General features: G+C 73.7%; 11 protein-coding genes. 9 read left to right on the forward strand and 2 right to left on the reverse strand.

Annotation, left to right across the window (positions count from 1 at the left end):
• Window position 1 precedes the first annotated feature (1 nt).
• The 5 genes from GA0070618_RS00775 to GA0070618_RS00795 are packed head-to-tail and all read left to right on the forward strand — an operon-like array spanning window position 2 to window position 5,379.
• Complete coding sequence (locus tag GA0070618_RS00775; RefSeq protein WP_094977957.1) at window positions 2–1,729, forward strand: aspartate aminotransferase family protein; 1,728 nt, start codon at window positions 2–4, stop codon at window positions 1,727–1,729.
• Window positions 1,730–1,731: 2 nt separating this feature from the next.
• The gene (locus GA0070618_RS00780; protein WP_088979900.1) at window positions 1,732–3,249 is read left to right on the forward strand and encodes an AMP-binding protein; all 1,518 of its coding nucleotides are present in this window, start codon (window positions 1,732–1,734) and stop codon (window positions 3,247–3,249) included.
• Window positions 3,246–4,190 carry an amidohydrolase family protein gene (locus GA0070618_RS00785; protein ID WP_088979901.1) on the forward strand — a complete coding sequence of 315 codons (945 nt, stop codon included), beginning with the start codon at window positions 3,246–3,248 and terminating at the stop codon, window positions 4,188–4,190. Before GA0070618_RS00780 ends, GA0070618_RS00785 begins: the two co-directional genes overlap by 4 nt.
• Window positions 4,187–4,438 (forward strand): acyl carrier protein, encoded by a 252-nt coding sequence (locus GA0070618_RS00790; protein ID WP_088979902.1) that lies wholly within the window; start codon window positions 4,187–4,189, stop codon window positions 4,436–4,438. The genes GA0070618_RS00785 and GA0070618_RS00790 overlap by 4 nt, the downstream gene beginning before the upstream one ends.
• Window positions 4,435–5,379 (forward strand): amidohydrolase family protein, encoded by a 945-nt coding sequence (locus GA0070618_RS00795; RefSeq protein WP_088979903.1) that lies wholly within the window; start codon window positions 4,435–4,437, stop codon window positions 5,377–5,379. Before GA0070618_RS00790 ends, GA0070618_RS00795 begins: the two co-directional genes overlap by 4 nt.
• 62 nt (window positions 5,380–5,441) lie before the next feature.
• Here the strand turns inward: GA0070618_RS00795 and GA0070618_RS00800 are convergent, their stop codons facing one another.
• A complete protein-coding gene (locus GA0070618_RS00800) occupies window positions 5,442–6,326 on the reverse strand; it encodes a phenylalanine 4-monooxygenase (RefSeq protein WP_088979904.1) in 885 nt (294 codons plus the stop codon).
• Between the two features lie 310 nt (window positions 6,327–6,636).
• On the opposite strand from GA0070618_RS00800, the gene GA0070618_RS00805 reads away from it, so the two are divergent.
• Window positions 6,637–7,908, forward strand: a complete 1,272-nt coding sequence (locus GA0070618_RS00805) for a cytochrome P450 (RefSeq protein WP_088979905.1) — start codon at window positions 6,637–6,639, stop codon at window positions 7,906–7,908.
• Here the strand turns inward: GA0070618_RS00805 and GA0070618_RS00810 are convergent.
• Window positions 7,871–8,899 carry a methyltransferase gene (locus GA0070618_RS00810; RefSeq protein WP_088979906.1) on the reverse strand — a complete coding sequence of 343 codons (1,029 nt, stop codon included), beginning with the start codon at window positions 8,897–8,899 and terminating at the stop codon, window positions 7,871–7,873. The two genes, GA0070618_RS00805 and GA0070618_RS00810, sit on opposite strands and share 38 nt — an antisense overlap.
• Before the next feature lie 193 nt (window positions 8,900–9,092).
• Here GA0070618_RS00810 and GA0070618_RS00815 point away from each other — a divergent pair, with 193 nt between their 5' ends.
• From GA0070618_RS00815 to GA0070618_RS00825, 3 genes are read left to right on the forward strand one after another with little or no spacing between them, the layout of a single operon-like run.
• Window positions 9,093–12,272 carry a non-ribosomal peptide synthetase gene (locus tag GA0070618_RS00815; protein WP_088985186.1) on the forward strand — a complete coding sequence of 1,060 codons (3,180 nt, stop codon included), beginning with the start codon at window positions 9,093–9,095 and terminating at the stop codon, window positions 12,270–12,272.
• Window positions 12,269–13,144: a thioesterase domain-containing protein gene (locus GA0070618_RS00820; RefSeq protein WP_088979907.1), complete on the forward strand. Its 876-nt coding sequence runs from the start codon at window positions 12,269–12,271 to the stop codon at window positions 13,142–13,144. The genes GA0070618_RS00815 and GA0070618_RS00820 overlap by 4 nt, the downstream gene beginning before the upstream one ends.
• A complete protein-coding gene (locus tag GA0070618_RS00825) occupies window positions 13,141–14,328 on the forward strand; it encodes an MFS transporter (RefSeq protein ID WP_231931558.1) in 1,188 nt (395 codons plus the stop codon). Before GA0070618_RS00820 ends, GA0070618_RS00825 begins: the two co-directional genes overlap by 4 nt.
• Window positions 14,329–14,347 lie beyond the last annotated feature (19 nt).

Below are 14,347 nucleotides of genomic sequence, written 5' to 3' on the forward strand. Positions count from 1 at the left end.
GGTGCGAACACGTCGTCAGGAGCTGGCCGAGGCGAAGGCGGCCCACAACCATCCGACCTACTCGACGATGTCCTTCGTCATGGGCTGCGGCGTGCAGGGTCCCGGCTCCGGCGCGCACGTGACCGACGGCGACGGCCGGGACCTGCTCGCCCTCTTCGACCAGTACGGCAACCAGTCGTTCGGGTACTCGCACGAGCGGATCCTGGCCGCCGTCGCCGAGCAGTTGGCGTCCGGCCGGATGAACAGCACGAAGATCCTCTTCGAGGAGGAGCAGATCCGGCTGACCGCCCGGTTGGCCGAGCTGACCGGCGGCCGGCTCCCGTACGCCTACCTGGCGAACGGGGGCGGGGAGAGCATCGACAACGCGTTGAAGCTGGCCCGCGCCGCCACCGGCCGGAGCACGTTCGTCAGCGCCCTCGACTGCTTCCACGGCAAGACCTTCGCCGCGCTGAGCGCCGCCAACCGGCCCGAGCACGCCGCCCTGTACCGCCCGTTCCTGGAGCGGTTCCGGCAGGTGCCCTTCGACGACCTGGCCGCCGTCGACCGGGCGGTGGACGACGACACCGCGGCGGTGCTGCTGGAGCCGGTGCAGGCCGAGGGGGGTGTCATCGTCCCCGACCCGGACTACCTGGCCGGGGTCCGCCGGATCTGCACCGAGCGGGGGGCCCTGCTGATCCTCGACGAGATGCAGACCGCCTTCGGCCGGTGCGGTCCCTTCTTCGCCTTCGACCGGTTCGGCGTCACCCCCGACCTGGTCTGCGTGGGCAAGGCGTTCGGCGGCGGGGTGGTCCCGCTGTCGGCGGTGCTCGGCACCGAGGCGGTGTGGGCGAGCCTGCGGGCGCTGCCGTCCACCTTCGGGTCCAGTCTGGGCGGCAACCCGCTCTGCTGCCGGGTGGGACTGGCCGCCATCGAGATCGCCACCGAGGAGTCGTTCGGCCGGACGGTGGCCGCGCACGCGGAGACGCTCGGCGTCCGGCTGCCCGCCCTGGTGGCCCGCTTCCCCCGGCTGCTCGCCGCGCACCGGGGCATCGGCATGATGCACGGCCTGGAGTTCCACGACGAGATGCTCGGCGGGATGGTGCTGGCCCGGCTGCTGCGGCACGGCGTGACCTCGACCTACTCGCTCTACCACAGCCGGGTGCTGCGGGTGCAGCCGCCGATGGTCATCACGGCGACCGACCTGGCGTACGGGCTGGACGTGCTGGAACGGGTGCTGGCCGAGGTGGACGCCCGGCAGGACGACCCGGCAGGACGACCGGCGGTGCCCTGCTCGCCCGTGGTCCGGACGGCGGTGCTGCCGGTGCCCCACGCGGAACTGCGCGAGCTGCTGCACCGGCGGCCCCGCCTGCTGGACCCGTTCGCGCTCGACCCGGCCGGAGTGACTGACGACCAGCTCGACCCGGCCGGTCCGACCGACGACGGGCTGGAGCCGGAATTCGGCGGGACGCTCGGACACGACCGGGTGGTCTGGGCCGACCGGGTCACCCGCACGCCGGACGGGGTGAGCGCCTCGGCCGTCCCGGACTGGCTCTGGCGGCGGCTGGAGCGCACCGTCCGGGTCCGGGCGGTCGACGGCGACGACCGACGCAGCGCGGTGGAGGTCCGGATCGACTGGGACACCGGGTCCGGGCCGTACGAGCCGCTGCTGGCCGGGCAGCTCGGGCCGTTCGTCAGCGACCGGCTCGACGCCCTGCTCGCCCGACTGGCCGACGAGATGGCGAGGACGTGATCATGAACCTGGCAGACCTGACCGCCCGGTACCGCGACCGGCGTACCGCGCGGATCGTGGAGATCGACGCCGCCGGGCAGCGGCGGGAGATGACCCACGCCGAGCTGGCCGGGGCCGTCGACGAGCGGGTCGGCCGGCTGCGCGCCGCCGGTGTCGGCCCCGGCGACGTGGTCGGCATCCGGGCCGGCAACAGCATCGACTGGGTGGTGTGGGACCTCGCGGTGCTGGCGCGCGGGGCGGTGCTCCAGGCGTTCGGCGACGAGACCACCGTCGACGCCGGGTTCGCCGACCGGCACGGGCTGGCCCTGCTGGTCGACGGCGACCGGGCGTACCCGACCGGCCGCCGGCCGCACCCGGTCGGCGAGATCCCGCCGGACCTGCACAGCCTGGTCTACTCCTCGGGCACCTCCGGCACGTTGAAGGGGTTGCGGATCAGCCGGGCCGGCACCGAGTACGTGATCAACCGGTTCGTCGACGCCTTCGGGATCACTGCCGCCGACCGGCACCTGATCTTCCTGCCGCTGGCCAACTACCAGCAGCGGCTCTCCGTCTACTGCTGCCTGTGGGTGGGGGCCGACCTGGTGCTCGCCCCGTACCAGCGGGTCTTCGCGGCGATCCGGCAGGAGCGGCCGACCTTCGTCATCGCCCCGCCGGTCTTCTACGACGCGGCCCGGCAACTGCACGCGCGGGGCGCGGCCGGCACGCCGCTGCCCGAGTTCCTGGGCGGCCGGATGCGCTTCATGATCACCGGCATGGCCCCGATCTCCCGGGCCACCCTGGACGCGTTCTGGGCCGGCGGGGTCCCGCTGCTGGAGGCGTACGGGATGACCGAGAGCGGCATGATCGCCTGGAACACCGCCGACGCGCACCGGGTCGGTACGGTCGGCCGCCTCATCGACCCGGACGCGGTGGAGTTCCTCCCCGACGGTGAGCTGCTGATCCGGCGACCGGCCCCGCTGAGCCTCGGCTACTTCGACGTGCCGGCGGAGGTGGCCGGGGAGACCTTCCGTCCGGACGGCACGATCGTCACCGGCGACTACGGACGGCTGGACGCGGACGGCTTCCTCACCCTGGTCGGCCGGAAGAAGGACGTGATCACCCTCGGCAACGGCCGGAAGGTGCACCCGGCCGAGATCGAGGCCCACTTCACCGGCGTGCCCGGGGTGGCGGACCTGATCGTGGTTTCGACCCGCTCCCACCGGCTCGGCGCGATCGTCACCCCGTCCGCCGACACCCCCGAGCAGCGGAGGGCCGTACGGGACGGCGTCGAGCGGGTCAACGCCGGCCTGGCCAGCCACGAACGCCTCGCCGCCGTGGTCTTCAGCGCCACGCCGCTGCGCGGCGACCCCCGGTTCCTGACCGCCAACCTGAAGCTCAGCCGCACCGCGGCGGCGGACTGGTTCGCCGACCACGTCGGCGCCGACGACCCGGCCGACCCCGGCGCCTCGGCTCAAGGTCCCGGCGCCGCCGGCCCGGCCCGCGTCGCGGTCGACGCGCCCGCCCAGGCGGGCTCGGCATGATCGTCGACGGGCACGTGGTGCTGGCGAGCGACCGGGTCATCCCCCGCGAGTACCTGGAGGAGCAGGCCGCGAACGTCCACCACCGGCTGGCCGCGCACGGCCAGGACGTCGACCGGGCGGCGATCACCGAGCGGCTGCTGGCCATCCACTCCGACCACGACGGTGACCGCCTGGTCGCCGAGCTGGACGCCGCCGGGGTGGCCGGGGCGTTCCTGGTGGCCGCCGACTTCTCCCACGTCTCGCCCCGGGCCACCCCGCCGGACGAGTTGGCCCGCCTGCACGACCGGGTCTGCCGCCGGCACCCGGGCCGGTTCCGGGTGTTCTGGGGGGCGGACCCGCGCGCCGGGGCGGCCGGGCCGGAGGAGTTCGAGCGGACGGTGACCGAGTACGGCTTCGCCGGGCTGAAGCTCTACCCGCCGGCCGGCTACTCCCCCAGCGACCGGCGGCTCTACCCGTACTACGAGATCTGCGCGGCGCGCGGGCTGCCGGTGCTGACCCACACCGGGCCGGGCTGGGCCCCGCTGGACTTCACCTTCGGCCCGCCGCTGCTGGTCGACCAGGCGGCCCGGGACTTCCCACAGGTGAACTTCGTCCTCGGCCACGGCGGGGTGACCCACGTGGAGGAGGCCTCGTACCTGTGCGCCCACCGCCCCAACGTCCACCTGGACATCAGCCAGTTCCCGTCGATGCTCTCCGCCGACGGCTGGGTGGCACACCTGAACCAACTGTTCCGCAGCGGCATCAACCACAAGATCGTGTTCGGCACCTGCTGGCCGTCGTACCGGATGTCGACGACCCTGCCGGCGGTGCTCGCCGCCTTCACCTCGGACGGCGTCTTCTCCGGCGTCCGTCCCTCCCACCAAAGAATGATCATGGGAGAGACCCTCGTCCGCCTGGCCGGCGACCCGGTCGCCGCCACCACCCCGGGAGACCACCAGTGAGCGTCGACGTCGCCGCGTTGCAGAAGGAAGCCATCGAGTGGGTCCGGGAGTGGAACGAGGACGACCTCCCGGTCGAGCTGGACGCCGACACCCCCCTGCTGGCCAAGGGGCTGCTCGACTCGATGGGCATGGTCGCCTTCGTGTCCTTCCTGGAGGAGCGGTTCGACCTGCGGTTCGACTTCACCAGCTTCGTGCCGGGACCGAACGCGTCGATCCGCACCCTGCTCGACCACTGCCTCGGACGATGATCCACGACGGCCACTGCCACGTCGCCTCGACCGACTTCATCCCCCGGGCCTTCCTCACCGACGTCGCGGCGGGGATGCACCGGGGGCTGAGCGCGGTCACCACCGCACCGCCGCTGTCCACCCTGGTCGAGGGGTACGTGGCCCAGCACCAGGACCACCATGCCGACCGGCTGGTGGCCGAGATGGACGCCGCGGGCGTGGCCACGGCGGTGCTGCTCGTCCCGGACTTCGGGTTGGTGATGTCGACCCCGCTGTCCCTGGCGGAGATGGCCCGCCGGCACCACGGGATCCGGACCCGGCACCCCGGCCGGTTCCGGGTCTACCTGGGAGCGGACCCGCGCCGGGGCGAGGCGGGGGCGCGGGAGTTCGCCGACCTGGTGGACCGGTACGGCTTCGAGGGGATGAAGCTCTACCCGCCCTGCGGCTACTCACCGTCGGACCGGGCGCTCTACCCGTACTACGAGGAGTGCCGGGCCCGGTCGATGCCGGTCTTCGTGCACACCGGGCCGACCGGGCGCAGCCTGAGCTTCGGCCCGGCCCACCCGCTCCTGGTCGACCAGGCGGCCCGGGACTTCCCGGACCTGGTGTTCGTGCTCGGCCACGGCGGGGTCAGCCACGTCGACGTCACCTCGTACCTGGCCCTGCACCGGCGCAACGTCTACCTCGACACCGGGGGTTTCGCCGGCTCGCCCGGCACCGGCTGGCCGCAGCGGTTGAACCGGCTGTTCCGCATGGGCGTCAACCACAAGATCATTTTTGGTACGGACTGGCCGTTGAACCAGCTCACCGGTGGGCTGCCCCGGCTGCTCGCCGAGGTGTGCGACGGGTCCGAGGTCTTCGCCGGGGTGTCCCGTGGCGACCGGGCGCTGCTGCTCGGCGGCAACCTGCTGCGGGTGCTCGCGTCGGCCGCCCGGCCGGCGCGGGCCGGGGCGGGACCGTGACCGGCCCGGCCGTCCCGCGCGGGCGGGTGACGGCCGGGCCGGGCCCGGTCAGCGCGCTCCGGTCAGGATCCGATCGCCCCGGCGAACTGTCCCCGGACGATCCGGTCGAGGAACCGGTCGAGGAACTCCTCCAGATGGTCGAAGGAGTCAGCGCAGAAGAGCACGGGCTGGTAGTCCTCCACCCGGTACCGCTGCGCGCCCATCGTCGCCGCGTCCAGCGGTCGGATCTCCGCCGCCGTCCGGAACTGGTCCAGCTCACCGATCGAGGAGAGCAGGCTCGCCCCGCAGGCGCGCACCTCGCCGTCCTCGCGGACCAGGCCGTACTCGAGGGTGAACCAGAAGACCCGGGAGAGCACGGAGAGCGCCTCGTGGCTCTCCAGCCGCCGGGCGGCCTCCCCCACCCGCCGGTAGATCGCCGCGAGCCGGTCGCTGGCCAACGCGCTGCCGTGCCCGACCACCTCGTGGATCATGTCCGGCTCCGGGGAGAACCGGGGCATCGAGCAGTGCCGGATGTACTGGGTCGCCTGGAACAGCCCGTCGGCGAGCGAGCCGTAGAAGTCGCCCATCTCGACGATGCCCGCGGCCGGCCGGAAGCGGAACCCGGTCAGCTCGGTCAGGCGCGCCGAGGCCGCCCCGAGCTGCGGCAGCCGGTCGGTGGGCAGGTCGAGCCGGCGCACCCCGTCGAGGAACTCCCGGCAGGCGTACCGCTGGTGTCGTTCCCGCAGCTCGGGACCGACGATCCGCCACAGTTCGTGCTCCTCGTCGGTGTACTCCACGTCGGCGACCGGGCCGCCGGGCACGTGGTCCAGGGCGGCCTTCGCGATCTGCGCGCGGTGCCGCTGGTAGCCCGGGTCGTCCCGGCCCGGGTGTCCGTCGGCGAACACCACGGAGACCGCGCCGTTCTCGGTACGGATCACCGGCGAGTACAACGTCGCTTCCTTGAACATCGTCGCTTCCTCCCCCACGCCCGGCGGACGCGCGTCGAGGGACCGACGTGGTTCCACACGCACCCGGCCGGTCCCGCGTTGCCATCGGATCGGGCGGCGGCATTTCCGCACCAGCCCGGCACGACCTCGTCCGCACAATTACGGGTGGTCACATGAGCCGAGCCTAACCCACAAATCCATATTTTCGAACGCCAGGAAATAAGTGATGGAAAACGCTCCGGAATGAGCTGGGAACCGGCGGCGTGCGACGCGCGCTGCCCATTTACGGCACTACCGCCACGGCCATTCCGCGTCTCGATCGGAGGGATCCGTGCTGACCCGTACTCCCCTGTTCACCGCCGGCGGCGCGGACTTCGACCCGGCCGATCCCCACCTGTTCACCACCGACCGGCCCCACCAGGTCTGGCGGCAGGCCCGGCGCCGGCACCCCGTCGCCTGGCAGGAGTCGGCCGACGGCGGCTTCTGGTCGGTCACCGGCCACCGGCCGGGCAGTGAGCTGCTCCGGCGGCCCGCCGAGTTCACCTCGACCCTCGGCATGCGCCTGGGCAGCAGTCCGCAGGCCGTCCGCGCCGCCGCCGGACGGATGCTCGTGGTCGCCGACGGCCCCGCGCACCGTCGCCTGCGGACCGCCCACTCGGCCTGGTTCACGCCCCGGGCGCTGGCCGGGCTCCGCGCCGAACTGCTCCGCCGGCTCGACGCGCGGCTGGCCGAACTGCTCGACCGGGGCACCCCGTTCGACGTGGTCGGCGAACTCACCGCGCCGCTGCCCGCGTGGGCGCTGCTCGGCATGATGGGCGTCCCGGCCGCCGACTGGGACCACCTGGTCGGGCTGACCCTGCGGGCCTTCGACGACGACGAACGCGGTCCGGAGGCGGCGGCGGCCCGGACCGAGGCGCACACCGAGGTCTTCCTGTACTTCGCCGACCTGCTCGACCGGCGCCGGGCCGAGCCGGGCGACGACATGGTGAGCGCACTGGCGCAGGCGGTGGTGGACGGCCAGCCACTGACCGACGAGGAGATCGTCCTCAACTGCGACGGACTGATGAACGGGGGGTTGGAGACGACCCCGCACGCCGCCTCCGGCGCGATGCTCGCGTTCGCCCGGCACCCGGAGGTCTGGCGGCGGCTGCGGCAGGACCCGGAGCTGACCGACCGGGCGGTGGAGGAGATCCTCCGCTACACGTCACCGCCCATGCACGCGATGCGGACCGCCACCGTCGACGCCACCCTGGGCGACGCCTCGATCCGGGCCGGGGACCGGGTGGTGGTGTGGTTCCCGGCCTGCAACGCCGACGACACCGTCTTCACCGATCCGGAGCGGTTCCTCGTCGACCGGTGGCCCAACCCCCACCTCGGGTTCGGCGGCGGGCCGCACTACTGCATCGGCGCGGCCCTCGCCCGGCTGGAGCTGCGCTGTCTGCTGGAGACCCTGGCCCGGCGGGTCGAGGCGTTCGAGGTCGCCGGCGCGGTGGTCCGTCAGGCGTCGAACTTCCTGAACGGCCTGCGCCGCCTGGACCTGGCGCTCACCCCGACGGCACCGACGCTCACCGAGGCTCGTCGGCGCTCCGGGACGCCTCGATGACGTGCATCCCGGGTGGACCGGCCACCGTCCGCCGGAACGCCCAGCCCGCCCGCTCCAGCAGTTCGCGGTACTGCCCGAGGGTCCGTTCCCGGGCCCCCGGGTACAGCACCATCATCACCACGTCCGACCACGCCTGGGTCGCCGCCAGCGGCCCCGACTCGGGAAGCAGGTCCTCGAAGATCCGCAGTCGCGCGCCCGGGGACGCGCCCCGGGCGAGGGCGTCGAGGATCCCGACCACCGCGTCGTCGTCCCAGTCGTGCAGCACCCGGGAGAGCAGGTACACGTCGCCGGCCGGCACCGGCGCGAAGAGGTCGTGCGGCCGGACGTCGGCCCGGTCGGCCAGCCCGCGTTCCCGGAACCGGTCCACCGCCCGGGGCAGCACCTGCGGCTGGTCCAGCAGGATCCCCTTCAGGCCGGGCGCGGCGTCGAGCACCGCGGCCAGCAGCACTCCGCTGCCGCCGCCGACGTCCACCACCGTGCCGCCGTCGGGCCAGTCCAGCAGGGGCACGCAGGGCAGCGAGAGCAGCCGCGCCTGCTCCGCCATCGCCTGGCTGAACACCGCCTGCTGGTCGGGACGGTCCGCCAGGTACTCCCAGAACCCGGCGCCCAACGCGCCGGGGACGGCGGGACGGCCGGTGCGGATCGTGTCGACCAGCCGGTGTGCCACGTCGGAGACGCCGAGCGTGGCGAAGGTGGCCCAGACGGACATCGAATGGTCCCGGCGGAGCAGCTCGCCCCGGTCGGTGAGCCACACCCGGTCCGTCTCGCGGTGGTGCGTCACGATCTCGTACCCGTCGAGCAGGCGCAGCACCCGGCGCAGCGCGTCCGGGTCGGCGGCCACCTCGACCGCGAGCTCGGACACCGGTCGGGGCCCGTCCGCGAGCCGGTCCGGAATCTCCAGCCTGGCCACCGCGCAGATCGCGTGGAAAACCAGTCCGGACTGATAGACGTGGAACAGCTCAGCGATTTCCGCGATCGGCTCCCGGAACACCAGAAATCAACCTCCCCGCGTTCGGACAACGAAGGAAATCTAGCAAGGTTTGTCAATGCATACACCACCCGGACGAACACCTTCGACGCGCCATCGGACAGCAGTCCGAACAGGACACGAGAAATCCGGAGAAACACCGGTGACACCTCCGACGTCCCCCTACGACCGGTCGACCCGTGAAAGGATGCCGACGATGACGTCCCCTGCCCCCACGGTGGGCGGCGTGCTCCCGGAAGCCGCCGCGCCGGCCGTGAGCACCCGGCTGCCACTCTCCTTCGCGCAGGAGCAGTTGTGGTTGGTGGACCAGCTCAGTCCCGGCGAGTCCACGTACCACAGCCCCCTCGTCTACCGCCTGCGCGGGACGCTGGACGTCACCGCGCTCCGGGCCGCGCTGACCCACCTGGTGGCCCGGCACGACGCGCTGCGGGCCACGTTCGGCACCGAGGACGGCACGCCGTACCAGGAGATCGCCCCGCCCGCCCCGGTCCGGCTCGACGTACGCCCGGTGCCCGGCGACACCCCGGACGACCGGGAGGCGGCCCTGCACCAGGCGCTACGGGCGGAGGTCACCACCCCGTTCGACCTGCGGGTCGGCCCGCTGTACCGCTTCCTGCTGCTGCGGCTCGCCGACGACGACCACGTGCTCCTGCTGCTCCTGCACCACATCGTCACCGACGGCTGGTCGGCCGGGGTGCTCCGGCGGGACCTGGCCGACGGGTACGCCGCCGCGGTCGCCGGCCACGCCCCGCGACTGCCTCCGCCCGGCCGCACGTACGCCGCGCACGTGCTGGCCCAGCGTGCCCGGCTGACCTCGGAGACGCTGGAGTCCGGACTCCGGCACTGGGAGCGGGCGCTACGCGACGTCCCGCCGGTGGAACTGCCCACCGACCGGCCCCGGACGGCCGCCTCCGGGCGGCCCGGCGCGACGGTCGTCCGCTCCCTGCCCGACGCGCTGCGCCACCGGGTGGCGGCGTTCTGCCGCGACCGCCAGGTGTCCCCGTTCATGCTGTTGACCGCCGCTCTCGGGGCGGTGCTCGCCACCGAGGCCGGCCAGGAGGACCTGCCGCTCGGCGTGCCGCTGCTGGGCCGGTCCGAGGCAGAGTCAGAGGAGGTCGTCGGGCTCTTCGTCAACATGGTGGTGCTCCGTCTCGACCTCTCCGGCGACCCCACCTTCGACGAACTGGTGGACCGGGTCGCCGAGGCGAGTCTCGGTCTGTACGACCACGACGAGGTGCCCTTCTCCGCGGTGGTCGAACGGGTCCGGCCGGTCCGCGCCGAGGGCCGCAACCCGCTGTTCCAGGCCTGCGTGCAGTTGCTCGGCGCGGATACCACGGGGGCCGGGCTGTCCCTGCCGGGCCTCGCCGTCGAGCTGGTTCCGCCCCCGTCGGAGCGGTCCCCGTTCGACCTCTCCGTCGACTTCGCGGTCACGCCCGACCGCGTCGACGTCCACCTCACCTACGCGACCGACCTGTTCGACCGGTGGCGGATCGAGGCGCTGCTCGACCACCTCACCACCCTGCTGACGGCCGGGTGCGCCGACCCGGCCCGTCCGCTGTCGCGTCTCGCGCTGCTCTCCGACCGGGAACGGGCCGCGCTGCTCGAACTCGGCGACGGCGGTCCAGCTCGGACCGACGAACGCCCGCTGGACGTCCGGATCGCGGCGGTCGCCACCGCCCGCCCCGACGCGGTGGCGGCGGTCTGCCGGGGACGCGAGCTGACCTACGGCGACCTGCTCCGCCGGGCGGACGCGCTGGCCCACCGGCTGGTCCGGCGCGGCGGCGGTCCGGAACGGGTGGTCGCCGTCGTCGCCGACCGGGACCTCGACCTGGTCATCGCCGTGCTCGGGGTGCTGCGGGCCGGGGCCGCGGTGACCATCCTCGACCCGACGCATCCGGCCCGGCGGCTGGCCCGCCTGGTCGACGCGGTCGACCCGCCGGTGGTGCTGACCCGGTCCACCCTGGTCGACCGCCTGCCGCCGCTGCCGGGCCGGCACGTGCTGGCCTGGGACGATCCGGCGGCCGGGCCGACCGCGCCGGGGCCGCTGCCGGCCCACACCGCCGCGAACCTGGCCGCCGTGGTGACCACCTCCGGGTCGACCGGTCGACCCAAGCCGGTGGCGCTCGACCACGCCGGACTGGCCAGCTTCGTCGACCGCAACCGCCGGGTGCTCGACCTCGGTCCGGCCGACCGGATGCTCCAGTTCTGCTCGCTCACCTTCGACCTGGCCCTCGGCGAGGTGCTCACCGCGCTCACGGTCGGCGCCACGCTGGTGCTCGTCTCCCCCGAGGAGGGGTCCGCGCCGGACGAGGTGGCGGCGCTGATGCGGACGCAGCGGGTCACCTACCTCGGGCTGACCCCGACCATGCTCGGCAGCCTCGACCCGACCGGTCACCCCGACCTCCGGGTCGTGCTGAGCGCCGGCGAGGTGCTGACCACGGACCTGGTCGACGCCTGGCACGCACCGGGCCGCCGCGTGGTCAACCTGTACGGCCCGACCGAGGTCTCGGTGGCCTGCACCGACCACGACTGCCCGCCCGGTCAGGGGCACTGCCCGCCGCCGATCGGCCGACCCCACCCGGGGCGGTGGCTGTACGTGGTGGACCGGTACGGACGGCTCGCGCCCCGGGGCGCCCCCGGTGAGCTGCTCGTCGGGGGTGTCGGGGTGGCCCGGGGATACCTCAACCAGCCCGCGCTGACCGCCGAACGCTTCGTCCCCGACCCGTTCCGGCCCGGAAGCCGGGTCTACCGCACCGGTGACCTGGTGCGCTGGAACGGCGCCGGTGAGCTCGAATTCCTCGGCCGCCTCGACGACCAGGTCAAGCTGCGCGGGTTGCGGATCGAGCCCGGCGAGATCGAGTCGGCGCTGCTGACCCACCCGCGCGTGCGCCGGGCGGCGGTGGTGGTCCGTTCCGACCCGCGCGGGGAGCCCCGCCTGGTCGGGTACGTCAGCGCGGACGGGCCGCCGCCGACCCCGGCGGAACTCCGGGCCCACCTCGACGCGGTGCTCCCCGCGTACCTGGTGCCGGGCGTGTGGTGCGTGCTCGACGAGTTCCCGCTGACCAGCTCGCAGAAGATCGACCGGGCCGCCCTGCCCGACCCGGAGCCGGCCACCGGCCGGGACGGTGCCGTTCCCCCGGCCACCCCGACCGAGGCCGCCCTGGTGACGATCTTCGGGGAGGTGCTCGGTGTGCCGGAGGTCGGCGCGGACGCCAACCTCTTCGCCCTGGGCGGCAGCTCGTTGCAGGGCATGCGGGTGGTCAGCCGGATCAACCGCGCCTTCGGGGTGCGACTGAACCTGCGCCTGCTCTACGGCACCGCCACGGTCCGCGACCTCGCCGCCCGGATCGACACGAGGCGGGGGGCGGACCGATGACCGACGACGGGGCGGTGCTCACCATCCGCGCCACCGGACGCCGGCCGGCGCTGTGCTGCGTACCGGCCATCTCCGGGTCCCCCTACCCCTACCTGCCGCTGGCCGCCCTGCTCGACGCCGACCAGCCCGTCCTCGCCCTGGAAGCGCCCGGCTTCGAGGACGACCGTCCGCCGGCCGGCTCGCTGCCCGACCTCACGGCCGGCTACCGGGACACGTTGCGCCGGGTGCGTCCCGACCGGGCGTACGCCCTGCTCGGGTGGTCGATGGGGGGTGTGGTCGCGTACCACCTGGCGCAGCGGCTGCGGGCCGACGGTCTCGACGTGCCGGCGCTGGTCCTCGTCGACAGCGTCGTACCGACCCTGATGCGGCATCCCGAGGGGGCGGAGCGGACGACGAGGTTCGTGGTGGACCTGCTCGCCACCTCGGGCCAGCCGGTCGAGCCGGCCCGGGCGGTGCTCGACGGCCTGCCCGCCGGAAGCACCCCGGGGGCGGCGTTCACCGCCCTGGTCCGGGCCGGTGTCCTTCCGGAGGACCTCGACCACTCCTTCCTGCTGCACCGGTACGCGTTGTTCGACGCCCACCTCACGGCGTTGAGCCACTACCGGCCCACCGGCGGGTACGACGGGCCGGTCACCGTGGTCCGCGCCGCCGAGTCCCCCGCCGACCTGATGCGCTGGGACGGCCTGGCCGCCGACGTGACGGAACTCGTCGTCCCCGGCGACCACTACTCGATCTGGCGGGGCGAGGGGTTGGTCGCGCTCGGCCGGGCCCTGCGCCGCTGCCTGTCCGGCACCGACACCGACGACCACGGGCGTCCGTACGCCCAGAAAGGAACGGCCGACGAATGGCCTCCGCCACCTGGCGGCGCGTGACCGTACTGCTGGCTCTCGCCCTGTCCGCCTTCACCTTCAACACCACCGAGAACCTGCCGATCGGCCTGCTCCCGCTGATCTCCGAGGACCTGGACGTCACGTTCTCCTCGGTCGGCTATCTCGTCACCGGCTACGGCCTGACGGTGGCCGTCGTCTCGCTGCCGCTCGCCCAGGTGACCCGGGACCTGCCCCGCCGGTGGGTGCTCACCGGCGTACTGGCGGTGCTCGTGGTGTCCACCCTGATCTCGATCGTGGCGGCCAGCTACTGGGTGCTGCTGACCGCCCGGATCGCGACCGCCGTCGCCCAGGCCCTCTTCTGGGCGGTGATGGCGCCCGTCGCGGTGGGGCTCTTCGCACCCGAGGTACGCGGGCGGGTGATCGCGGTGATGTCGGTCGGGGGCTCGCTGGCCACCGTGCTCGGCGTGCCTGCCGGCACCTGGCTCGGGCAGCAGGGCGGCTGGCGGGCACCGTTCCTGGTGCTGACCGCGCTGTCCCTCGCCGCGCTGGTGCTGATCGCGGTGCTGTTGCCGACCAGCCGTCCGCAGGACAGCCACGGGGCGTACGGTTCCGCCCCGCACACCGGCCGGTTCGTGGTCACCCTGCTGGCCACCGCGGTCTCGGTGACCGGCATGTTCGCCGGGTTCACCTACGTCGTCCGGTTGCTCACCGACGTCACCGGCTTCACCGACGAGACGGTGAGCGCGTTGCTCTTCGTCTTCGGGCTCGCCGGCATCGCCGGGGTGAGCGGGGTCGGCCAGATCCTCGACCGGTTCCCCAACGGCGCGCTGGTGCTGACCATCGGACTCCAGGCGGTCGCCCTGCTCGGCCTCTGGCTGTTCGCCACCGAGAAGGTCGTGGTGGTCGCCATGCTCGCCCTGCTCGGCGCGTCGGCGGCACCGGTGTTCATGGCCACCCAGGCCCGGATCCTGGTGGTCGCCCCGGGGCGGACCGAGATCGGCTTCGCGGCGAACTCGGCGGCGTTCAACGTGGGCATCGCGGTCGGCGCGGCGGTCGGCGGACTGGTGCTGACGCCGCTGGGCGCGCGCGGCGTGTTCGGCATCGGCGCGCTGGTCACTGTCGCGGCACTGGCGGTCGTCGTGGGCGAGTCGCTGCTGGCCGGTCGTCCGGAGGCGACCCCGCCCGCTCCGACGCCCGCCCCGGAACAGGTCGACAGGGCCTCCTGACCCGGCCGACGGTCGTCCG

This window comes from Micromonospora echinospora, from assembly GCF_900091495.1.
Taxonomy (GTDB): Bacteria; Actinomycetota; Actinomycetes; order Mycobacteriales; family Micromonosporaceae; genus Micromonospora; species Micromonospora echinospora.